The organism is Chryseobacterium panacisoli, assembly GCF_008274625.1.
Taxonomy (GTDB): Bacteria; Bacteroidota; Bacteroidia; order Flavobacteriales; family Weeksellaceae; genus Chryseobacterium; species Chryseobacterium panacisoli.
Genome location: NZ_VTRU01000001.1, coordinates 1,792,879 through 1,814,287, shown reverse-complemented (window position 1 = coordinate 1,814,287; position 21,409 = coordinate 1,792,879). Strand labels below are relative to the sequence as shown.

The following is a 21,409-nucleotide window of genomic DNA, read 5'->3' as shown; positions in this document are numbered from 1 at the left end:
CAGAAGGTGTTAAAAACAACAATTAATTTAGAACCTGGAAAAAAAGTATATTTCGCTTCGGATCAGCATTTTGGAGCTCCTACTCCAAAGGAGAGCAAAGTGCGTGAAGAAAAATTTATACGCTGGATGAATGAGATCAAAGAAGATGCTCAGGTTTTGTTTTTAATGGGTGATCTCTTTGACTTCTGGCATGAATGGAAACATGTAGTTCCCAAAGGATATATCCGGGTACTCGGAAAAATTGCAGAACTTAAAGACAGAGGAATTCATATCTATTTCTTTGTCGGTAACCATGATCTGTGGATGAAAGATTATCTGGAAGAGGAGATTGGCTGTACTGTTTTTTATCAGAAACAATATTTTGAAATGGGAGGAAAGCAGTTTTTGCTGGCCCACGGAGACGGGTTGGGACCTGGTGACAAAGGATATAAAAGAATGAAAAAATTATTCACCAATCCGGTGGCACAATGGTTCTTCAAATGGCTGCACCCCGATATTGCGATGAAAGTTGCACTGTACCTTTCCCAAAAAAATAAAATGATCTCCGGAGAAGAAGACAAAGCATTTCTGGGAGAAGATAAAGAATTTCTGATCATTTATTCCAAAGAAAAACTGAAGTCAGAGAAGATAGACTATTTCATCTATGGACACAGACACCTGCCAATGGTGCTTGATCTGGAGCAGAATTCAAAATATATTAACCTCGGAGACTGGATTTCCTATTTTACCTACGGGGTTTTTGAAAAGGATTTTGAACTGAAGACTTTTGAAAAATAAAGCAAAAAAAATTACCCCTAAAAGAGGTAACTTTCGAACGGGCCGAAACCCACTCTTGTTTTTAATCCATATTCCGTTTTGATATGTGCAAGAAGCTTACCAAAATATGAATTGTAGATTAAAAAATTATTAAATATCAATATTTTATCTTTATAATTGCTTTATACTGAGGTGATAAGGTGCTTAAAAAGTTATGGAATTAAAAAATATATTCAATATACAGACTGAACAGGATTTCCTGAATGCATCATTGAAAACATTTCGTTATCAATATGAAAATGTTGAAATCTACAGAAAATTCATCGATTTTCTGAATGTTAATCCTGATGAGGTGGACAGCCTGGTGAAGATTCCGTTCTTGCCTATTGAAATGTTCAAGAACCATCAGATTCTGGATAAAAACGTAACAACCGGTCTTTTTTTTCAGAGTTCAGGAACAACGCAGATGAATCTGTCAAAACATTTCATCGCAGATCCGGAACTTTATGAAGAAAGTATTTATAAGAGTTTTGAACAGTTTATTGGTAAGCCGGAAGATTTTATCTTTCTGGGCCTGCTTCCGAGTTATCTGGAAAAGCAGCATTCATCACTGATCTATATGGTAGATTATCTGATGAAAAAATCCTCCAAACCGGAAAACGGATATTTCCTTTATAACCATTCTGATCTTTTTGAGTTATTGAATACACTTCAGGATAAAAAAGTCATTCTTTTCGGAGTTTCATTTGCCCTTCTTGACTTCCTTGACTACTGTCATTCTGAAAGGAATGAAGAATCCCTAAATTTTCTTGAAAATTTAATAGTGATTGAAACCGGAGGAATGAAAGGCCGAAAAGAAGAAATGACGAAAGATGAATTGTTGAAAATCTTAAAGGACGGTCTTAAAACAGATAAAATTTACTCAGAATATTCCATGACGGAGCTGCTTTCTCAAGCGTATTCCCTTGGAAATAATGAATATGAATGTCCGAGCTGGATGAGAATCATGGTTCGGAATGCAGAAGATCCTCTGGCCTATGAAAAAGAAGGAAGAACCGGAGCTATTAATATCATTGATCTTGCCAATACCCATTCCTGTTCTTTTATTGCGACACAGGATTTAGGTAAAATTGTAGGGAATAAATTTCAGGTATTGGGAAGAATAGATCATTCTGATATCAGAGGATGCAGTCTGCTGGTTAGCTAATGCTTTGAATATAACAAGACAATTGTGAATAGTCAATTCGCTTTGCTTGTCAATTTTGTATTCCGGAACTATCATAAATACATTATACATTTTTACATTGTACAATTATATTCATGCTCAAAATAGAAGAACTCATACACGCCTATATTCATTCCCATTGCGATTTTGAAAAAGAAATTGTACTCACCAATTATTTTCAGGCCGATTGGGAAGCCGATATTCTGGTCATAGATTCAGAAGGAGGAAGCCATGAAATTGAGATTAAGTTTTCCAAAAGTGACTTTAAAAATGATTTCAAAAAATCATATCTCAATAAAGATACCGGAGAAAAGTTTCTGAAACACGATAAAATTTCCTGTGGCGATTATATGTGTAATTCTTTTAGCTTTTTACTCCCGATGGGAATGGTAGATGCTGCTCTCATCCCTGAACACTGCGGAATCATTGAATTTTACCATAACGCAGATACCTGGGAAACCGAATTTTACCTGATCCGCCCACCCAAAAGACTTCATGAAGATTCTTACTGGAAGCTGAATGATAAAGATCTTTTTATCAGAAAAATGGCGCTCAATCTTCTTCAGCGTAAAATGGAGATCAAAGGAAAACATGAAGAACTGATCTTCAAAAACCCTTTTGATATCAAAAAATCAAAATAAAACCAGAGGGTTTCTGATTTTAACGCAAAGATTAATTTTCTATATTTAAATTTTAAGGAAGCAAAGAAGGAATCAATTTCATTGATTCTGACTAAGCTGAGGCTGTAATATCGCTCCATCAACGAGACAGTCGTTATCGCTTTGCTTACTTTAAAGAAGAAATTGCTCTCATAAAACTTTGCGCTTTAAAAATTTAAAATAATGTATTTGTGATCAGGAAAATAAAAAAATCCTGCCGCCTGACAGGATTTTATCATTGAATATTATTTAAAAAATTAATCTGCAATTTCTGCGGTGTCTCTCTGAAGCAAGAACTTGTAGATCAATCCTCCTACAACTCCTCCTAAAATAGGAGCTACCCAGAACAGCCAAAGCTGTGACATGGCAATTCCTCCCATGAAGACAGCCTGTGAAAGTGATCTTGCAGGGTTTACTGAAGTATTTGTAATAGGAATAGAAATCAGGTGAATCAAAGTAAGAGCAAGACCAATAGCAAGACCGGCAAATTTACCGTTGGCCCACTTATCTGTGGCTCCCATGATCACAATAAGGAAAAAGGCAGTTAATAAAAACTCAGCCAGGAATGCAGCTCCCATGCTGAAAGCTTTTCCGTTATAAACGGCCTCTCCGTAAAAGTTCGTGGCAAAATCTCCGGGTTTTGAAAATTCTACCGCTCCTGCACCGTTTAGGATTGTATACAGACATCCTGCTGCTACAATAGCTCCCAGACACTGCGCTACGATGTAAGGAATAAGGTCTTTGGCAGGAAATCTTCCCCCGGCTAAAAGTCCGAAAGAAACTGCCGGATTAAAGTGTCCTCCTGAGATATGGCCTACCGCGTAAGCCATTGTAAGAACAGTGAGACCGAAGGCTAAAGCAACTCCTAGAAGTCCGATGCCAATGTCTGGAACACCAGCTGCGAAAACAGCGCTTCCACACCCTCCGAAAACAAGCCAAAATGTGCCGAAAAATTCAGCGAAAAGTTTTTTTATCATGTTGTTTATTATTTATGTATCTCAAATGTAAAATTTAAATCTTAAAATAAAAAGTTAAAACTGAAAAAAAAACTCAAAAAAGAGTGAACAAAAATTGTAAAATCGATAATTTGGTGTAAAGTTTGTTTGGAATTTATTTATACAGTATTATAGTCGGTTTTGAAAGATATAACATAAATGTTTTATCTTTCATTTGTAATTTTAAAGGATGGTGAATGAGAAAGTTTCTTTGTGTGGTCTTTGTACCCTTTATTTATAGTTTACATTATTCGCAGGCAGCAAAAAAGGCTTTTCCCTGCTATGATCTTACTACTGTATTGAAGGTTGAGCCTACTCCGCTTTACAAACCCCATCTTGATGCCTCAAAGAGTTTTGGGATACAGCTGCTGAAAGACTCCAAAACAGTACAAAAATATGTCAGCAAGGGTAAATTTCATAAAATAAAGAAATCCGGTAAAGGATATCAGGTTCAGAGACTTGATTACAGCAGGGCTTATATGGTATCCAAGGCCAAAACTACCCTGGAAAAAATAGGCTCCAAATTCAGCAAAGACACAAAGGGTGGTACATTTACTGTTTCCTCCATTACCAGAACTCTTGAAGACCAGTGCAGGCTGAGAAGAGTGAATTCTAATGCCTCACTAGGGATTAGTTCTCACAATTATGGAAACTCTTTTGACATTTCTTATGTGAGATTCAACAATGTTCTGAAGTACAATCCGAAAATGGAAATAGCTCTGGAGAAAGTTTTAAAGTATTATCAGAATATCGGTAGAATATATTACATTAAAGAAAGACAACAGAGCTGTTATCATATTACAGTGAAAAATTATTAATTAAAATCTTATTTGCATAGCATGTTTAGTTTATATATTTTTATAGAACTAAAAACTATGCTTATGTCAACATTAAACATTGTAGACTATATGCTGCCTGTAGAAGAATGTAGAGCAGCATCAAACGATTGGAAAGCGTATTTCTCTGACTTTTCCAAAATTCAAAAGCTGATTCCTACCAACTATGTTTTTAATATTTCCAATGAACACCTTCAGTGGATGAAGGGATTCAAGGACTATAAAGACTTTTGTGCAGCAGTAGGAGTGTATAGAGATCGTCTGATTCTTATTTTTTATCCTATGAATAATGAAGGGGTAAAAATAGATGTCAAAGAATACCCATACAGTTTCCTTACCGAACTTGACAGAGACCTGAGACTACAGGAAGTTCAGGAATACACTGTTGTTAGAAACGCTGTTCTTTCTAAAAATCTTGAGAGCACAGAGAAGAATGCTAATATGGGATTCCCGGTTTCCAATGCACCGATTCTTGAGCAGGATATAGCGGTATCAGCTATTGAGCGTTGGAGAAATGAAGGCATGGAGTGGTTTTATAAAGAATGCAGAGAAAACGAAGGCATTGGGATTTTCAGAAAATTCTATGTTCCTACCGCAGACCTTTGCCTTGATGATGATGGTTTGGCAGGTATTACTTGTTCTTTTGGGCTTAGATACAATGATATTTATGGAAAAATGCTGGTAACACTTATTTTTATCTCTTTCCGTGAAAATCTTAAGAATGTAGAGCAGGGAGCAAATACCATTTCCAATACCTATGACTGGGCAAAACCATGTCCTCCTATCTGCCGTATTCCGGATGTAGATGTCGGAAGTGGATTTTAAAAACGATAAACTGAGGAATGGCTGGACTTTATAAGGCAATTTTATTCCTGAACTATGCACTGCTTCTATCTGTAATACTGTTGGGAGCAGCAAAATACCGCATATTAAACCAAAAAGAAAAGCAGTATTTTCATTGTATTGCTTTTCTTTTTTTTATTGAACTGCTGAATCTGGCGCTGCCTTATATCTTCAGACTCAATGATACATCATTTCTTTATCCCTTTTATATCGCAGGAGAATTTTTTTTGCTGACAGGTTTATTTATCAGAAAACTGGATGGGCCAAAATATGCTCTGGGACTTACAGGCTTGCTGGCGGGAGGTTTTATGATTTCGAAATATGGGTTTGACTATCCTTCCAATGCAGATATTGCAAAAGTAGTTTCCAATATTGTTATCATCTGCCTTTCCGGGTTTACCCTGATCCGTGAGATTAAAAACACCCCTGCACAGAATCGTTTTATTCTGGTAGATGCCAGTATTTTTTTCTACTATTCCGTTTCGGTATTTATTTTTATCATCCAGCACCAGATTGCAGAACTGTCGGAAAACGATTATTATATTATTCTCAGTGCCAATAATATTCTTTCGAGTATTTTGTACTGTTCATTTTTATATACTTTTATCAGATTAAAGAAGTAACTTTAAATATCAATCTGCTGATCCTTATAATTGTTACCATAACAGTTATAGTATCGTTTATTCTCCTTGCCTACAGAGCTTTTATAACCAGAATTATTAAAGAGAAAAACGTGCAGCATGAGGCTGAAGTTCTTCATCAGAAAAAATTAGTACTGGAAAACATCAAAGCCCAGGAAGAAGAAAGGAAGAGAATTGCAGTAATGATTCATGATGATATCGGAAACCGCCTTAATATTCTTTCTTTATGGTTGAATAATCTTGATACTCAGGGTGATGAGCTGATAAAAAAAAATATTTACGGCCAGATGTCTTCCCTGATTGATGCGGCCAGAAGTATTTCCCATTCATTGTACCCCGTAAATCTGGAGTCGGTGGGATTGGTTTTATACGTTGAAGAATTAATAGCCAACCTTTCCCATAAAATTAATATTTCCCTGCAGGTGATGCCGGGATATGAAAAGAAAGATCTTTTCGCAGAAGTTCAGCTGTACCGGATTATTCAGGAATTTACAACCAATGTAATTAAGCATTCAGAGGCAACAGATCTCTGGATTTATATTAAAGATGATCCTGAAAATACGGCTGTCATTATTTCTGATAACGGCCAGGGCTTTAAATATGAAGAAGTGAAAAAAGGAATGGGAATCAAAAATATAGAATCCCGTATCAAATCAATGAACGCAACACACAAATGGAAAAAAACTATTTCAAACAAAGGAAGTCGTTTAATTATAAAAATTCCAAAATATCATGAGTTCCCAAATCAAACTAGCACTGATTGATGATGAACAGCTGATCCTCGAAGGGGTAAAAATGTTGCTGTCCAATGAAAAAAATATATCGGTATGCCTTACCGCAGATAACGGCCCCGATTTTATAGATGACCTCGGAAAACTTTCAAAAGATGAATTTCCTGATATGGCCCTTGTAGATGTTCAGATGAAACCTATGAACGGGTTTGAACTGGTAGAAATCCTGAAGGAGAAATATCCCGATCTCAAAATCATTATCCTTTCATCCCATTATAAAACCTCTATCTTAGGATACATGGTTAAGCTGGGAGTATCAGCATTTCTGCCCAAAAATTCAAATAAGAAAACATTTATTGATGCCATCACGATGGTTGATAAAAACGGAGTTTTCTTTACTGCAGAAGATCATCAGATGCTGTTTACTTATATGAACGGTTCTGCCAAGAAAAATTCTCTTTTTGAAACGGAAGATGAGCTGTCTGAAAGAGAAAAAGACGTGGTAAAACTGATCTGCCAGGAATTTACCAACAACGAAATTGGAGAAAAGCTCTTTATCAGTCCCAGAACCGTAGAAAGCCACAGGCAGCGTATTTTGGAGAAGATAGGAGCCAAAAATACTGTAGGAATAGTAATTTATGCTATTATTAATAATATTTACTCTCTTGAAAAAATGTAATCTGATTCCGTAGAAATACGGAATTTTTTATTTGGTACTTTTCACTCTACCTGACCTTATTTTTCTTCTGTTATTTTGGAATGTCTCTTTTAGGGATTTTATTCGAAAAAAACACAAACAAGATCTGTAATAAAAAAATTAAAGTAAAACATGAATGACAGTAGAGTGATTTCCGTCGGGATTTTCTTTGACGGTACAGGAAATAATGGGGTCAATATTCTTTCACCGGATAAACCGCTGAACAACAATGAAAGTTATTATGGTACCTTCACCAATATTTATAAATTATACAGCTTATTTATTGGAGATGAGAAAATATACATCGAAGGAATTGGAACGGTAACGGGAAGTGAAGATAATAATTTTGCTATGGCAACATGTGCAAATCCGCCTTATGGCAACGGATATTCTTCTGATGATAAGCTTCAGAAAGCCGAGGATTTTGTACAGCAGATGATCCATGATCAGACAAAAGAATACCATTTTTATATCTATGGATTTGGGAGAGGTGGAATGCTCGCAAGAACTTTTTGCAATCAGCTTTTAACGTATTATTCATTGGGAAATTGCAGAATAAAATTTTTGGGAGTTTTTGATACGGTAGAATCCAAACCTTTTAATACTTATAATCTGAATATCCCTGCTCAGGTAGAGAATGCGTTACATGTCTGTGCAGTCAATGAGAGCCGGTTTTTCTTTCCGCTTACAGGCTTTTTTGAGAATTCAAAAATAATGGAAGATCAGAAATCGGAAAATACGTCTTCCGTTTGGAAAGAAATCTTTGTGCCGGGTGATCATGCTGATATCGGAGGAGGATATCTTGAAGGGCCGCAGTCTGTTTATATTTCTACAGACTTTATTAATGTTGATGATCTCCATCATTATGTTTCGGATATCAGGAATGAAAAAACCAATGCTGAAGGCAATAAAATCTGGAATGCCCTGCTTTCCGGATATGAGGTTGAAACTGCCAATGGTCTTTCGCAGGCATATGTGTGCCGGGATAAGGTATACAATGACCTTTCAAAAGTATACGGGAAGCTGATGCTGGAAGAAACCAATGCTAAAATATCCATTTTTAGTACAGAAAACGATGCGTATTTTGGAACAGATTATAATAAGCATCCTTTTCTCAGCCGTTTTTATATCAAAATAAAAGAATATATAAAAGATCTTTCTGCGGGTAAAAAGCCAATCTACGATTTCGGAAAATTTGCAGATTACACTCATATTTCAGCAAATTTCGGGTTATACATGAACAGCTTTCTGAAAAGATCCCAACGGGAAATTGCTATTGAACTGATTAATAACGGATTAAATGTTTCAAGCAGTACATCCGTTGACCAAACAACTGGGACACGGCTTTCTGCTGAGCTTCATCTGCCGGAAGATAGTTTTGTTGCAGATTTTCTGTACGGAACCAGTGTTCCCAATAATGATGTCTGGGATCGTTCCATTTTAAAAACGCCGGCAGCCATTACATTAAATGAAATTAAGAATTAGTGCCAACGCTTCTCAGTTTTAAATTTAGGTTAGGGGGACATCATATCAGATGTTCCCTTTTTTTATAAGTGAATGATTATCAATGAGTACAATTACTGAATTTTAAATTTGGTATTTTATACTGTACTTTCTGGATTTTAAATCTCGTTACTTTGAATTGTTCATTTCGCGAAGCTTCAAAAATAGAATATGAACAAAGGCGTATTCTGAAAAGCCTACTATCAAAAGAGTAAGAACACCAAAGATTAAAACAATGGAAAAGTCACTCATACAAAGACCAGGTACTAGAATATTCTCAATCAGTTTTGATTTTACATCAGGGGAACAATACAAAATTTTACAATATCTGCAGGCCAATGCTTATAGTCTAATGGGATTCAAAGGGGCAACAGGTCCCAACCAGATTGTTTCAGGAGTACCGGCTTGGTTTGCTGTTGATTACGGCAATGTGTTTGGACTGATGGATATTGATTATGAACCTGAATATAAAGTATATGTGTTCAACAAATCAGTTATTGCTGCCAATACAACAATCCAGATGCAGGTATTATCACAGGAAATTTCCTTAGGTACAGCTGTAAGTTTTCATCCGGGTGGCTCATTTTCTATTAGAGGTACAGCCCCCGAAGGAATAATTACGGTAAGAAATGAAAGCCCCTTAGGTACACCAGATCTTACAATAGGACTTGCAGCCAGAGTGGATGGACAGTTTTTACCTTTCTGTGCATTTACTTCTATTGCCCAGGGACAGGTGAGTATGGAGCCTAATGAAAATATAGTTTTATTTGCTGCTCAAACCCATATGAGAGCAGGTACTGTTATAGGAAATACAATAGCCTCAGGATGTAAATTCATGTTCAGTGATAAAAACACTGATTATGATTTACAGATGATCAGGGGAACCTATGGCATTACAAATGCACCAGGAGGTACTTTAGTGGACATGATACCTTCGGGACAATTATTGACACAGCTTCTCAATAAATAAATTTTACATTACACACCAAAAACAAGATAATTATGAAAGTTTCAGAATGGCTTAAAAAAGCAAACAAATTGTTAGACACTTGTGAATACCAAATCAGTATTAAAAATGGAAGTAAACCCATTACAATGTCTGAAGCTAAGACTTTGAATGAATTACAAGTTGCAATAGGTTCCAACCATGGGATCAGACAGGTGAAATATAAAGAAGCTGAAGCAACCCTTGTAGAAATGATTGCTATGGTAGAAGCAGGGCAGAAAACCCCGCCGCTTACTCCGGGATAAGACCTTATAGAATCAATTCATATCCAAAAGAAAGTTGTCCGTTTTGGACAGCTTTTTTTATTTCTGGGCTATTCAGTTCTTTTTCCGTATTTTTGCACCCGAAAATTTATTATTCATTACTAATTATTAACTACAATGCTTTCGGTTCAAAGTTTAGGATTACATCATTCAGGAAATTATTTATTTCAAAATGTCAATTTTACCATCAAAAAAGATGATAAAGTTGGTCTCGTAGGAAAGAATGGAGCAGGGAAATCCACTTTATTGAAAATGCTGTCCGGAGAAATTAACTTCTACGAAGGAGAGGTTGTGATGGAAGGAAGCGTTACCATTGGTTTCCTGAAGCAGGATCTTGATTTTGTAAAAGGAAGAACGGTCTGGAACGAAACAATGCAGGCTTTCGAGCAGATTAATGCCTGGAAAAATGAGCTTGAAGAAGTGAATCACCAAATGGCTGTAAGAACAGATTACGAAAGTGATTCCTATACGGATTTGATTAATAAAATGACCGAGCTGAATGACCTTTTAATGAACCACGATGCCTACAATCTTGAAGGCGACATGGAAAAAGTGTTGTTTGGTTTAGGATTTAAAGCAGACGACTTCCAAAAGGTTACTGATGAATTTTCAGGAGGGTGGAGAATGAGAATCGAATTGGCAAAATTACTTCTTCAGAAGAATGATATTATGCTTCTCGATGAGCCTACCAATCACCTGGATATGGAATCTATCATCTGGCTTGAAAACTTCCTGAGAGATTATCCGGGAGCTATTGTCCTTGTAAGTCACGATAAGCAGTTTATGACGGCTGTTTGTAACCGTACTTTTGATATTAATAACAGAAAGGTTGACGACTATAAAGCCAACTATACCAAATATCTTGTCATGAGAGAAGATCGCCGTGAAAAGCTGATTCAGGCTAAAAAGAATCAGGATGCGGAGATCAAGCAGATGGAAGATAATATTAATAAGTTCCGTGCAAGTGCTACAAAAGCATCTTTTGCGCAGTCACTTATTAAGAAATTAGATAAAATAGAACGTATCGAAGTTGATAATGAAGACGTTTCAAAATTCAATATCCGTTTCGTACAGTCTATGGTTCCTGGGAAAGTGATTTTTGAAGCGATAAACCTTGGAAAAGCTTACGGACAGAAACAAATCTTTGATGATGTAGATTTCATCGTTCAGAGAGGAGACAGAATTGCTTTGCTGGGACAAAACGGACAGGGAAAAACAACCTTGGCTAAAATTTTAGCAGGAGATATCAAAGATTATTCAGGAGCCTGGAATCTTGGACATAACGTTAATATCGGATACTTCGCACAGAATCAGGAGGAGGTTTTAACTCCTAATAAAACGGTTCTTGAAGAAGCGGAAGATGCCGCAACAGAAGAAACAAGACCTAGAGTAAGAGATTTATTAGGATCTTTCCTTTTCCAGGGAGATGCTGTTTCCAAAAAAACAAAGGTACTTTCCGGAGGAGAGAGAAACCGTCTGGCACTTTGTAAACTGTTACTTCGTCCTTTCAACACGTTGATCATGGATGAGCCTACCAACCACCTTGATATTCAGTCTAAGGAAATTATTAAGCTTGCATTGCAGAATTTTGAAGGTACTTTAATTGTCATCTCGCACGACAGGGAATTCCTTCAGGGACTTTGTGATAAGATCTATGAATTCCGTGACGGGAAAATGAAAGAATTCCTTGGAGACATCAATGAATATCTTGAGTACAGACAAAAAGAAACGATCAGAGAGATTTCGGCAGAAAAAGCCAAACTTCATCAGGAAGTAAAGGTAGAACCTAAGAAAGTAGAAGAAAAACCGGCTGTTAGCACCCAATCTTCAAATATCGTTAGCAAAGAGCAGAAAAATATTCAGAATAAAATCAAGAAAGTAGAAGAAAGAATTTCTGAGCTTGAAATAAAAATAGAGGAAATGGAAGCTTCTTTTGCCAAAGAAAATCCTTCAGATGAAACCTTAGAAAAATATAATAAAACTAAGGAAGAGCTGGATACAGCTCTGCAGGAGTGGGAATATCTTGGTACCCAGCTTGATTAAATAAAATAGAAATGCTTCATCAATTAAAAATTATGAAGCATTTTTTTTGTAACAATATCCTGTTCATTTGTACTTATTATCTATAGTTACAAGTAATTTAATAAAAGTTTAAGGAAACAATTAAATTATTTTCATAATTTTGAACCATGATTTTTAAAGAAAGCAGAAACCTAAAGAGTTTTATCTCCAAGCTATTGTTTGGAGTATATTTCCTCGCGCTGCTTTCTCAGAGCTTTCACCATCACGATGCTGTAGATTATTTTAAGGCTTTCAATCTTAAAAAAACAGAGAACACGGTGACGAAAGCAGTTACTAAAGAGAAAGCTGGCGACTGTCTGGCCTGCCACTTTTTGGTTACCGGACATACATTAGCTCCTGAAGAATTCAGTTTTACTTTTGAGCATTACAGCCATGAGGTAAAACAAATCATCGCCATCCAGGAGAAAATCTGGTCTCAGACCAAATTCACTTTTCAGCTTCGGGGGCCTCCCGCAATTTCATAATTCACAGATTCTATAGGGTTTTAAAGTTTGATGCTTTAAAGTTCAATGTTTAATGCTTAAAATTTAAAGTTTTAGGTTTAAAGTTCAAAGTTGTTGGAACACAACGGATAGTTTGTAATTAATATTTTAAATAATGTTCAATTACTGACCTCTAACTTCTCATCATTAATACATTTTACTTTGCACAACATACGTTTTACCCTTTTCCATAAATTTTAACGAAAAATGTACCCTGTTGAAAAGGGTGCGTAATCAATCTATTTACAATGAAATTGATATATTGCCTGCTGCTGATCTTTTGTGGATCAGTATTTATAAGTGCACAAAAAAACTATACTGTAGAAGGAACCGTTCATGATTTTCATGATAAAACACTGCTGGAAAATGCGGTCATTAAAATCGGGAACTTTACAACTAAAACCAACAAGAAAGGTAAATTTTCTTTTGATAAGATTCCTGCAGGGAAGTATACACTCATTGCACAGCATCCTGATTGTGATGATTATACTGAAAATATAGGAGTTGATCAGGATATTCAGCTGGTAATTACGCTTGAACACCACATCAAGGATATTGAAACCGTTACCATTCATGGAAGCCATAAGAACAACGGAAGTATGGTTGTGAAAACCATTGATAAATCAATGATTTCAAGAAATATTACCGAAAACCTTGGGAATCTGCTCACTAATATTTCCGGTGTTAACGTTCTTAAGACGGGAAATAATATTGCAAAACCTATTATCCATGGGCTTTATGGAAGTAGGGTTTCTATTCTGAATGATGGAGTGAAATTAGCTGAACAGGAATGGGGAGTGGAGCATGCGCCCAATGTAGATGTTAATAATTTTGAACATATTGATGTAATAAAAGGAGCGTCTGCTTTGAAATATGGAGGAGGAGCTGTAGGCGGAGTTGTTGTTTTACAGCCTCAGGTCTTGCCTAAAAAAGATACTATTATGGGAACTGTTTCTCTTTCAGGGATTTCTAACGGAAGAGGAGCTGACCTTAATGTAAAACTTGCAAAAACCTGGGAAAACGGCTGGGCCATAAAAACCAATGGAAGCTATAAAAAACTGGGCGATCTTGAAGCTCCGGATTATGGTTTGATGAATACAGGGCTTGAAAGTTCCGGATTTAATTTTGGTGTACAGAAAATGACATTTGAAAAAGGGTTTTCTTTTGATTATTATCTGACAAAGAGTACAGTGGGAATCCTTAGAAGCTCTCATGTGGGAAATTCAGAAGATCTGCGTAATGCTCTTACTTCATCAGAACCAATCTACCAAAGAGATTTTAGTTATGATATTGATAATCCTAAACAGGAAATTGAGCATCATATTGCTAAAGTTTCAGCTTACAAAAGATTTGAAAATTTCGGAAAAATAACGGCTACTTACAGCTTTCAGTACAATCATAGAAAAGAATATGATATCAGACGTACGGAAGAGCTTAGTAAAAAACCTGCATTGGATCTTGAACTGATCACCAATGATCTGAACGTGAATCATCTGATAGAAAGAGGAAATTGGAATCTTGAAACAGGAATTAATGCAGGGTATCAAAATAACTATTCCAATACTCAGACGGAGGCAAGACGCCTTGTTCCGAATTATGACCGATATTATGCAGGAATTTATTCTGTATTAAAATATAAAATTGCACCTCAATTGGATATTGAATTGGGAGGAAGATACGACTATGATCATTATGATGTAACGAAATGGTATGATCTGAGCGACTGGAATAAGCAGTATGCCGCAGATTATTCGGACTTTGTAGTAAGAATAAACCAAAACAGAATTCTTACAAAACCCTCTTTAAGTTATAATAATATTTCAGTAAACGGAGGTATTGTTTATCATCCATCTGAATATTTTGACCTGAAATTCAATTACGCCAGAGTTTCAAGATCTCCGAATGTTGCAGAACTTTTTGCAGACGGACTTCACCATTCTGCAGCCATTATTGAAAGGGGAGATATGAGAATGAAGAATGAAACGGGAAACCAGTTTAATTTAGTTGCAGATGTAAAAGCAAATGTCTTAAAAGGATTAAACATTTCAGTGAACCCTTACTTCTTTTATACTCAGAATTTCATCAATCAGATTCCTACAGGATATCAGAATACACAGTGGGGTGGAGCTTTTGTAGTATATAACTATCAGCAGATCAATGCTAAAATGTATGGATTAGATATTGATGCCCAGCTTAAAATTACAGATAATCTGACCTACAAAGGAAGCGGATCCTATGTTTATGGCCAGGATACAACTCACGATGTACCACTTATTCTTATGATGCCTCCGAATTTTAATAATTCATTGGAATTCAATAAAAAAGAATGGAAAGGCTTTTATTTTACAGTAAGTAATAATACTTATTTAAAACAAACAAGATTTCCGACTTATAACGTTCCTATCAGATTATTTGATTCAGACGGAAATGCTTACAATGAAGAAGTAGATATTTCTACACCACCAAGCGGATATTCCCTTTGGAACCTTCAGACAGGGGTAAATCTGTCTAAAAATTTCGGAATTGATTTTTCAGTTCGAAATGTATTCGATAAGTCTTACAGAGATTATCTGAACAGGCTTCGTTTCTTTTCCAACGAGATGGGAAGAAACTTTATTTTAACTCTTAAATATCAATTTTAATTACTTAAAATCAAAAACATGAAAAATATTTTTAAAAATACAAAACTTATCTTAGGACTTTTATTCTTAGCTGTTTCTTTAAGCTTAACTTCATGTAACAGAAGCGATGATGAAGCAGATGATCTTCCTCAGGAAGAACTTTCAGATGTTCTCTTAAGAGTAACAGATGCTGCCGGTGGAGCTCCTGTTGTATATGACTACCAAGTGAATAGTACAACCAATCCTAATGTTAAATTAATCAATGGGCATACCTATAATGTAGAAGTTATCTTCAAAAATGGTGACGAAGATGCTACCCAGGAAATTATAGATGCAAAAGATGCGCATTTTCTGGTATACAACTTTCCCAACTCCGATATTACTTTGACGCGTACAGATGATTTCACAAGAGGAGACGGAAACCGTGTTGGGTTGAAAACAAAATGGGTAGTCAATACCGCTGTAAAAAATGCTTCTGCATCTAGTCAGCTGGTTCTTACATTATTCCATGAACCGGTAACTGTTTCTGAAGCTTCTGCTGTAAGCGGAAACGGAGTGATTTATGGAACTCATACAGGAGGTGAAACTGATGCACAGGCCAACTATAATATTATTAATTAATATACCTTTAATCTTGTTTGAACCACCGGAATTCTCCGGTGGTTTTTTATTTAACAATATTTGGCGTTATAAGTTGATTTTAAATGGGTGATTTTCATAAAAAATTCATATTTTTGCAACCTAAAATTTTAATCAATAATGAAGGTTACCGCACAAAACCATGATGACGTAAGTGCATTGCTTACAGTAACATTGGAAAAATCTGACTACAAAGAAAAAGTAGAGAAGCAGTTGATTAATTATGCTAAAAATGCGCAAGTTCCTGGATTCAGAAAAGGGAAAGTGCCTTTGAGTATGGTTAAAAAACAATATGAAGCAGGTATTGCATTTGAAGAAATCAACAGACAAGTTTCTGATGCTTTAAACAACTATGTTAATGAAAACAAATTAAGATTAGTTGGTCAGCCTGTTCCTCAGCCAGTAAACGAATTAGATTACAATGCTGATCAATTAGAAGTTGCTTTCGAAGTTGGATATGAGCCTGAATTCAGTATAGATTTAGCTAAATATGAAGCGCCTCACTACAAAGTAGAAGCTTCTGATAAAGAAATCAGCAAGAGCATTGAAAACATGCAGAAGCGTTTCGCTGAGCAGGTTCCTCAAGATAAAATCACTAAAGATTCTTACATCGCTTTAGAAGTTTCTCAGGTTGTGGAAGAAGATGCTGAAGGAGAGCATCACCACCACCCAAAAAACCTTACCATTACAGCTGAAAACAAAGAAGCTTTCAAATTGGTAAAAGGTTTGAAAATGGAAGGATCTGTAAAAGTAACAAAAGAAACTCTTGCAGGGGACGAAGAATTAGCTAAAGAATTAGGATTCAGCAAAGAAGAAGTAGAGCACCTACACCACAATGAATTAGAAGTAAAAGTAAAAGACTTCTATTCATTAAACTTAGCTGAGCTAAACCAGGACTTATTCGACAAAGTATACGGAGAAGGAAATATCAAGACTGAAGAAGAGCTTAAAGATAAAGTGAAAACTGAATTAGATGAGTACTTCCAGCAAAATGCTGATGTTCACTTTGTGAATAAAGTATTAGAGCAGGTAACAGATAAAGAAGAAGTGAAACTTCCTGAAACGTTCCTTGTGAAGTGGTTATTATTCTCTAACCAGAACATTCAGTCTGAAGCACAAGCTCAGGAAATTCTTGAAGCTGAGAAAAACCAGCTGAAATACCAGATCATCGAAGGTAAATTGATGACTGAAAACGAAATCAACCTTGACTATGCTGATGTATTGGCTCAGGCTGAGCAGTTAGTGAAGAATCAATTGGCAATCTACGGAATCCACCATCTAGGTGATGAAGAAATCCAGAAATATGCTGTTGAAATGTTGAAAGACCAGGAGCAGGTAAGACAAATTTCTTCTGAAGTAGCTATGGCTAAATTGAAAGATGTAATTCTTGAAAAAGCAAGCAAAAAAGAAACTAAAATTTCTCACGACGAATTTTTAGAAGAACTTAAGAAATAATTATACTCAGATATAAATATTTGAAAACCGTCAATTTTTTGGCGGTTTTTTTGTATCCATACATAAAGCTTAACCAATCATTATATTTACCATTCATCATCGATCATCTATCAATTGTTACTCATTACTAACTGCTCATTGCTCATTATTTATCCGTATGTCCGTCAATATTCCTATATTTACCCTTTAAACTTTATTATAAATATGAAAAAGATCATCATACCGTTTTTCTGTGCTGTACTTTTCTCAGTACCGGCAGCCGCTCAGAAAAAAGCAGCCGTAGTAACTAAAACAGAAGCTGTAAAATCTAAACTGACCCCTAAAGAAGTTGTTGATAATTATTTCAAAGCATTAGGAGGAAAAGATAAATTGGAAGCTGTAAAATCCACCATTACTGATAACACAGTTTCTGTGCAGGGAATGGAAATTCAAATGACTACTAAAAAATTAGGAAATAAATTCAAGTCTGTACAATCGCTGATGGGAAAAGAGATGATTCAGCTTTTTGACGGTGAGAAAGGATACTTTGATCAGATGGGAAATAAAACAGATATTCCTGCTGATAAGATTGCTGAGCTGAAAAAAGGAAAGCCAATTGATGCTTTAGCTTTTGATGCTTCTAATTTTCCAAATGTATCCACAGAAAAATTAGACGGAAAAGACTATAATGTATTGTCTTCAGATAAAGGAAAATTTTATTTCGATGCAGGAACAGGACTTTTGTATAAAACCAATGCAGGAGAAGGAAATGCTACCATCAAAAGCTATATGACCGTAGATGGAATACAGTTCCCTGCCGAAGTAGATGCTGAAGGTGGAGGTCAGAAAATGACAATTAAAACGACCAAAATTGTGATCAACTCCGGAGTTACGGATGCTGATTTTAAATAGAAAATTGCTTTTTAAGATATTAAAACCGGGTATTGCCCGGTTTTTTTAGTATATCAATAACTTTAACTCAAATTTAACTATAAAACGGATTTTGTAATTTCTTCACATTGTGAATAAATGGTAGTTTTAAGCTGTAAATAAAAATCAAATACCATGAAAAAAGTCTTATCTTCATTTGCGGCCATCTTTTTGATGTCAGCAAATGCTTTCGGACAGAATATCCCAGTGGATCCTTCTGTACGAATTGGTACCCTTTCCAACGGAATGAAGTACTACATCAAAAAAAACACATTACCTGAGAAAAAAGTAGATTTCCGTCTGGCAATCAATGCCGGATCTATTCTTGAAGATGAAAATCAAAGAGGATTGGCTCACTTTATGGAGCACATGAACTTCAACGGAACCAAAAATTTTCCAGATAATAAATTAGTAGACTTTTTACAGTCTATCGGAGTAAAATTCGGACAACACCTTAACGCTTACACCGGCTTTGACGAGACGGTTTACATGCTTCCTGTTCCATTGGATAAACCAGGCAATCTGGATTCCGGGCTGAAAGTAATGGAAGACTGGGCCTTTAATGCAACCCTTTCTGATGAACAGATCAATAAAGAAAGAGGTGTTGTATTGGAAGAGCTGAGATTAGGTCTTGGAGCTGATAAAAGGATGATGGATAAATACCTTCCGAAATTTTTATACAAATCTCAATACGCAGAAAGACTTCCAATCGGTAAAAAAGAAGTATTGGAAAATTTCAAACCGGATGTTATCCGAAAATTCCATCAGGACTGGTACAGACCGGATCTGATGGCCATCATCGTGGTAGGAGATATCAACGTGGATGAAATTGAGAAAAAGATTAAGGATAACTTCAGTAAATATAAAAACCCTTCAAAACCAAGAGAAAGAAAATCTTTTGATCTTCCGAATCATAAAGAGACGCTGGTAGCGATTGAAACAGATCCTGATGCTACCAATTCTATGGTACAGTTTATCATGAAAGATGCTGATGCCTACAAGCCGGATGTAACAGTAGAACAGTACAACCAGAGTCTTATAGAAAATCTTTCAACAACGATGCTGAACAACAGGCTGAGAGAACTGATCAACTCTACCAATCCACCTTTTACTTTCGGATCAGTATACCACGGAGGAACCTATGCAAGAAGGAAGGAAGCTTTCCAGGGATTTGCCATGGTGAAAGAAGGAAACCAGCTGAATGCATTGAAAGTTTTATTGGAAGAGGTTGAAAGAGCAAAAAGATTCGGATTTACACAGTCTGAACTTGACAGAGCAAAATCTCAGGTGCTTTCCAATCTTGAAAGATCTTATAATAACAAAGATAAAACAGAAAGTGACATGCTTGTAGATGAGTATGTAAGAAACTTCCTGGAGCAGGAACCAATGCCTGGAATTGCATGGGAATATGAAGATACCAAGTCTTTCCTGCCATCTGTTACCCTTGCCCAGACCAACGAAATCATCAAGAAAATGGTGAAAGATGACAGCAGGGTCATTGTAATCACGGGACCTAAGAAAGATAATGTAGCTATGCCTACAGAAGCCATGGTTATGAATACATTTGAAGCTGTAAAAATGGCTGATCTGAAACCTTATGAAGAAAAGGCTACGATCAAAAACTTAGTAAAACCTTTCAAATCTGAAGGAAAAATTGCTAAAACAGAAACTGATGCCAAACTGGGAACAACAACCTGGACATTAAGCAACGGTGCTAAAGTGACTTTCAAGAAAACTGACTTCAAAGACGATGAAATTGTATTTACTGCAAGAAGCTTAGGAGGAAGTTCTCTTATTCCGGATGTTGATTATAATAAGACACAGTTTGCATTCTCTGCATTAGCAGAAGCCGGAGTGGGGGGATTCTCTAAAGCAGATCTTACTAACTATCTTGCAGGTAAACAGGTGAGTGTAAATCCAATGGTAACCTCTCTTTTTGAAGGTGTTTCCGGAAGAACCACACAAAAAGATTTAGGAACAGCCATGGAGCTTATGTATGCTTATTTTACAAACTTAAATTATAATCCCGCTTCCTTCAATGCATATAAAGAAAAACAGTCTGCAATGCTGAATAACCTGTTGTCTAATCCTCAGGCTTATTTCTCTAATGAGCATGCAAAATTCATGAACCAGAAGAATCCTAGATTTATTGGGGTGTTCCCAATGGAAAAAGACTGGGCGAATACAGACTATAAAAAAGCATACGATATCTATAAGGAAAAATTTGCCAATGCCGGAAACTTTCAGTTCTATTTTGTAGGAAATATTGACGAAGCGAAGTTTAAAAATGAAGTCCTTCAGTATATTGCAAGCTTACCATCATCCGGAAAAGCTACCATTTTTAAAGATACCGGATACAGAACAATGACCGGAGATTATACAAAAGTGTATAAAAAAGGAAAAGATCCTAAAAGTATGGTATCTATCTCATATAGTGGAGAAGCTCCTTACAACGAAAAAGACGCTTTGGCATTATCGGCTCTTGGAGAAGTAGCTACCATCAAGGTCATCGAGAAATTGAGAGAAGACGAAAGCGGTATCTACGGCGGAGGGGCAAGAGGAGGAATGAACAAAGTTCCTTACGGTACTTACAGCTTTGGAATTAACTTTCCTTGTGGCCCGGAAAATGCAGATAAACTGACAAAAAGTGCTATTACCGAGCTTCAGAAGCTGATTGATAACGGTCCTGAGCAGAAAGATCTGGATAAATACAAAGAAGGAGAATATAATGACAATAAAACAGAACTTAAAGATAATATGTTCTGGATGAATGCTATCGCTAAAAACCAGTTAGACGGAAGTGATAAATATGACATCCTGAATTACCAGGAAAAAGTAAAAGCACTTACTGTAAAGGATCTTCAGGACGTTGCTAAAAAATACCTTACAAAAGGTAGAATTGTAGCCACTTTGATGCCGGAAGACGGTTGGGAAAATGCTAAAAAGGATGAACCTAAGAAAGCAGAGGTAACTGCTGTAAAAGTAGGAACAGCCAACTAGTCATACTTTTTTACTTACAATAAGAAAACCGCAGATTTATCTGCGGTTTTTGTTATTTCATTCAAA

Annotated in this window: 19 protein-coding genes; 18 read left to right on the top strand and 1 reads right to left on the bottom strand. The window is 36.1% G+C overall.

Annotation, left to right across the window (positions count from 1 at the left end):
- Positions 1 to 6: 6 nt before the first annotated feature.
- The 3 genes from FW781_RS08170 to FW781_RS08160 all read left to right on the top strand — a co-directional run bounded on the left by FW781_RS08170 (position 7) and on the right by FW781_RS08160 (position 2,622).
- Positions 7 to 777, top strand: a complete 771-nt coding sequence (locus FW781_RS08170; protein ID WP_047386597.1) for a UDP-2,3-diacylglucosamine diphosphatase — start codon at positions 7 to 9, stop codon at positions 775 to 777.
- Positions 778 to 970: 193 nt separating this feature from the next.
- Entirely contained in the window at positions 971 to 1,963 is a 993-nt protein-coding gene (locus FW781_RS08165; RefSeq protein ID WP_149386953.1) for a LuxE/PaaK family acyltransferase, read from the top strand.
- A 113-nt stretch (positions 1,964 to 2,076) separates the two neighbouring features.
- Positions 2,077 to 2,622 carry a hypothetical protein gene (locus tag FW781_RS08160; protein ID WP_149386952.1) on the top strand — a complete coding sequence of 182 codons (546 nt, stop codon included), beginning with the start codon at positions 2,077 to 2,079 and terminating at the stop codon, positions 2,620 to 2,622.
- 275 nt (positions 2,623 to 2,897) lie between these two features.
- Here FW781_RS08160 and aqpZ read toward each other — a convergent pair whose 3' ends face one another.
- Positions 2,898 to 3,614: an aquaporin Z gene (aqpZ, locus tag FW781_RS08155; protein ID WP_034696881.1), complete on the bottom strand. Its 717-nt coding sequence runs from the start codon at positions 3,612 to 3,614 to the stop codon at positions 2,898 to 2,900.
- Between the two features lie 218 nt (positions 3,615 to 3,832).
- Here aqpZ and FW781_RS08150 point away from each other — a divergent pair, with 218 nt between their 5' ends.
- The 15 genes from FW781_RS08150 to FW781_RS08080 all read left to right on the top strand — a co-directional run bounded on the left by FW781_RS08150 (position 3,833) and on the right by FW781_RS08080 (position 21,343).
- Positions 3,833 to 4,453, top strand: coding sequence for a DUF5715 family protein (locus FW781_RS08150; protein WP_149386951.1), 621 nt, complete (start codon positions 3,833 to 3,835; stop codon positions 4,451 to 4,453).
- Between the two features lie 63 nt (positions 4,454 to 4,516).
- Complete coding sequence (locus FW781_RS08145; RefSeq protein WP_228720157.1) at positions 4,517 to 5,296, top strand: hypothetical protein; 780 nt, start codon at positions 4,517 to 4,519, stop codon at positions 5,294 to 5,296.
- A gap of 17 nt (positions 5,297 to 5,313) precedes the next feature.
- Positions 5,314 to 5,937 (top strand): hypothetical protein, encoded by a 624-nt coding sequence (locus tag FW781_RS08140; RefSeq protein WP_149386949.1) that lies wholly within the window; start codon positions 5,314 to 5,316, stop codon positions 5,935 to 5,937.
- 110 nt (positions 5,938 to 6,047) lie between these two features.
- The gene (locus tag FW781_RS08135) at positions 6,048 to 6,719 is read left to right on the top strand and encodes a sensor histidine kinase (protein ID WP_228720156.1); all 672 of its coding nucleotides are present in this window, start codon (positions 6,048 to 6,050) and stop codon (positions 6,717 to 6,719) included.
- Complete coding sequence (locus tag FW781_RS08130) at positions 6,688 to 7,365, top strand: response regulator transcription factor (RefSeq protein WP_149386947.1); 678 nt, start codon at positions 6,688 to 6,690, stop codon at positions 7,363 to 7,365. Before FW781_RS08135 ends, FW781_RS08130 begins: the two co-directional genes overlap by 32 nt.
- Before the next feature lie 150 nt (positions 7,366 to 7,515).
- On the top strand, positions 7,516 to 8,868 hold the full coding sequence (locus FW781_RS08125) for a T6SS phospholipase effector Tle1-like catalytic domain-containing protein (protein WP_149386946.1): 1,353 nt from the start codon (positions 7,516 to 7,518) through the stop codon (positions 8,866 to 8,868).
- 253 nt (positions 8,869 to 9,121) lie between these two features.
- Complete coding sequence (locus FW781_RS08120) at positions 9,122 to 9,856, top strand: hypothetical protein (protein ID WP_149386945.1); 735 nt, start codon at positions 9,122 to 9,124, stop codon at positions 9,854 to 9,856.
- A 32-nt stretch (positions 9,857 to 9,888) separates the two neighbouring features.
- On the top strand, positions 9,889 to 10,137 hold the full coding sequence (locus tag FW781_RS08115; protein WP_149386944.1) for a hypothetical protein: 249 nt from the start codon (positions 9,889 to 9,891) through the stop codon (positions 10,135 to 10,137).
- A gap of 135 nt (positions 10,138 to 10,272) precedes the next feature.
- The gene (locus FW781_RS08110) at positions 10,273 to 12,198 is read left to right on the top strand and encodes an ABC-F family ATP-binding cassette domain-containing protein (RefSeq protein WP_149386943.1); all 1,926 of its coding nucleotides are present in this window, start codon (positions 10,273 to 10,275) and stop codon (positions 12,196 to 12,198) included.
- 146 nt (positions 12,199 to 12,344) lie between these two features.
- On the top strand, positions 12,345 to 12,701 hold the full coding sequence (locus tag FW781_RS08105) for a hypothetical protein (protein ID WP_172625684.1): 357 nt from the start codon (positions 12,345 to 12,347) through the stop codon (positions 12,699 to 12,701).
- A gap of 266 nt (positions 12,702 to 12,967) precedes the next feature.
- Complete coding sequence (locus tag FW781_RS08100) at positions 12,968 to 15,361, top strand: TonB-dependent receptor (RefSeq protein ID WP_149386942.1); 2,394 nt, start codon at positions 12,968 to 12,970, stop codon at positions 15,359 to 15,361.
- 18 nt (positions 15,362 to 15,379) lie between these two features.
- A complete protein-coding gene (locus FW781_RS08095) occupies positions 15,380 to 15,961 on the top strand; it encodes a hypothetical protein (protein ID WP_149386941.1) in 582 nt (193 codons plus the stop codon).
- 138 nt (positions 15,962 to 16,099) lie between these two features.
- Positions 16,100 to 17,434 (top strand): trigger factor, encoded by a 1,335-nt coding sequence (locus tag FW781_RS08090; protein WP_149386940.1) that lies wholly within the window; start codon positions 16,100 to 16,102, stop codon positions 17,432 to 17,434.
- Between the two features lie 204 nt (positions 17,435 to 17,638).
- The gene (locus FW781_RS08085) at positions 17,639 to 18,325 is read left to right on the top strand and encodes a hypothetical protein (RefSeq protein WP_149386939.1); all 687 of its coding nucleotides are present in this window, start codon (positions 17,639 to 17,641) and stop codon (positions 18,323 to 18,325) included.
- 153 nt (positions 18,326 to 18,478) lie between these two features.
- Positions 18,479 to 21,343 (top strand): M16 family metallopeptidase, encoded by a 2,865-nt coding sequence (locus tag FW781_RS08080; RefSeq protein ID WP_149386938.1) that lies wholly within the window; start codon positions 18,479 to 18,481, stop codon positions 21,341 to 21,343.
- The last annotated feature ends 66 nt before the right edge of the window (positions 21,344 to 21,409 follow it).

Coding starts and splice junctions, on each gene's coding strand:
- FW781_RS08165 (WP_149386953.1), top strand. CDS start 971: ATGGAATTAAAAAATATATTCAATATACAGACTGAACAGGATTTCCTG.
- FW781_RS08160 (WP_149386952.1), top strand. CDS start 2,077: ATGCTCAAAATAGAAGAACTCATACACGCCTATATTCATTCCCATTGC.
- FW781_RS08150 (WP_149386951.1), top strand. CDS start 3,833: ATGAGAAAGTTTCTTTGTGTGGTCTTTGTACCCTTTATTTATAGTTTA.
- FW781_RS08145 (WP_228720157.1), top strand. CDS start 4,517: ATGTCAACATTAAACATTGTAGACTATATGCTGCCTGTAGAAGAATGT.
- FW781_RS08140 (WP_149386949.1), top strand. CDS start 5,314: ATGGCTGGACTTTATAAGGCAATTTTATTCCTGAACTATGCACTGCTT.
- FW781_RS08130 (WP_149386947.1), top strand. CDS start 6,688: ATGAGTTCCCAAATCAAACTAGCACTGATTGATGATGAACAGCTGATC.
- FW781_RS08125 (WP_149386946.1), top strand. CDS start 7,516: ATGAATGACAGTAGAGTGATTTCCGTCGGGATTTTCTTTGACGGTACA.
- FW781_RS08120 (WP_149386945.1), top strand. CDS start 9,122: ATGGAAAAGTCACTCATACAAAGACCAGGTACTAGAATATTCTCAATC.
- FW781_RS08115 (WP_149386944.1), top strand. CDS start 9,889: ATGAAAGTTTCAGAATGGCTTAAAAAAGCAAACAAATTGTTAGACACT.
- FW781_RS08110 (WP_149386943.1), top strand. CDS start 10,273: ATGCTTTCGGTTCAAAGTTTAGGATTACATCATTCAGGAAATTATTTA.
- FW781_RS08105 (WP_172625684.1), top strand. CDS start 12,345: ATGATTTTTAAAGAAAGCAGAAACCTAAAGAGTTTTATCTCCAAGCTA.
- FW781_RS08100 (WP_149386942.1), top strand. CDS start 12,968: ATGAAATTGATATATTGCCTGCTGCTGATCTTTTGTGGATCAGTATTT.
- FW781_RS08095 (WP_149386941.1), top strand. CDS start 15,380: ATGAAAAATATTTTTAAAAATACAAAACTTATCTTAGGACTTTTATTC.
- FW781_RS08090 (WP_149386940.1), top strand. CDS start 16,100: ATGAAGGTTACCGCACAAAACCATGATGACGTAAGTGCATTGCTTACA.
- FW781_RS08085 (WP_149386939.1), top strand. CDS start 17,639: ATGAAAAAGATCATCATACCGTTTTTCTGTGCTGTACTTTTCTCAGTA.
- FW781_RS08080 (WP_149386938.1), top strand. CDS start 18,479: ATGAAAAAAGTCTTATCTTCATTTGCGGCCATCTTTTTGATGTCAGCA.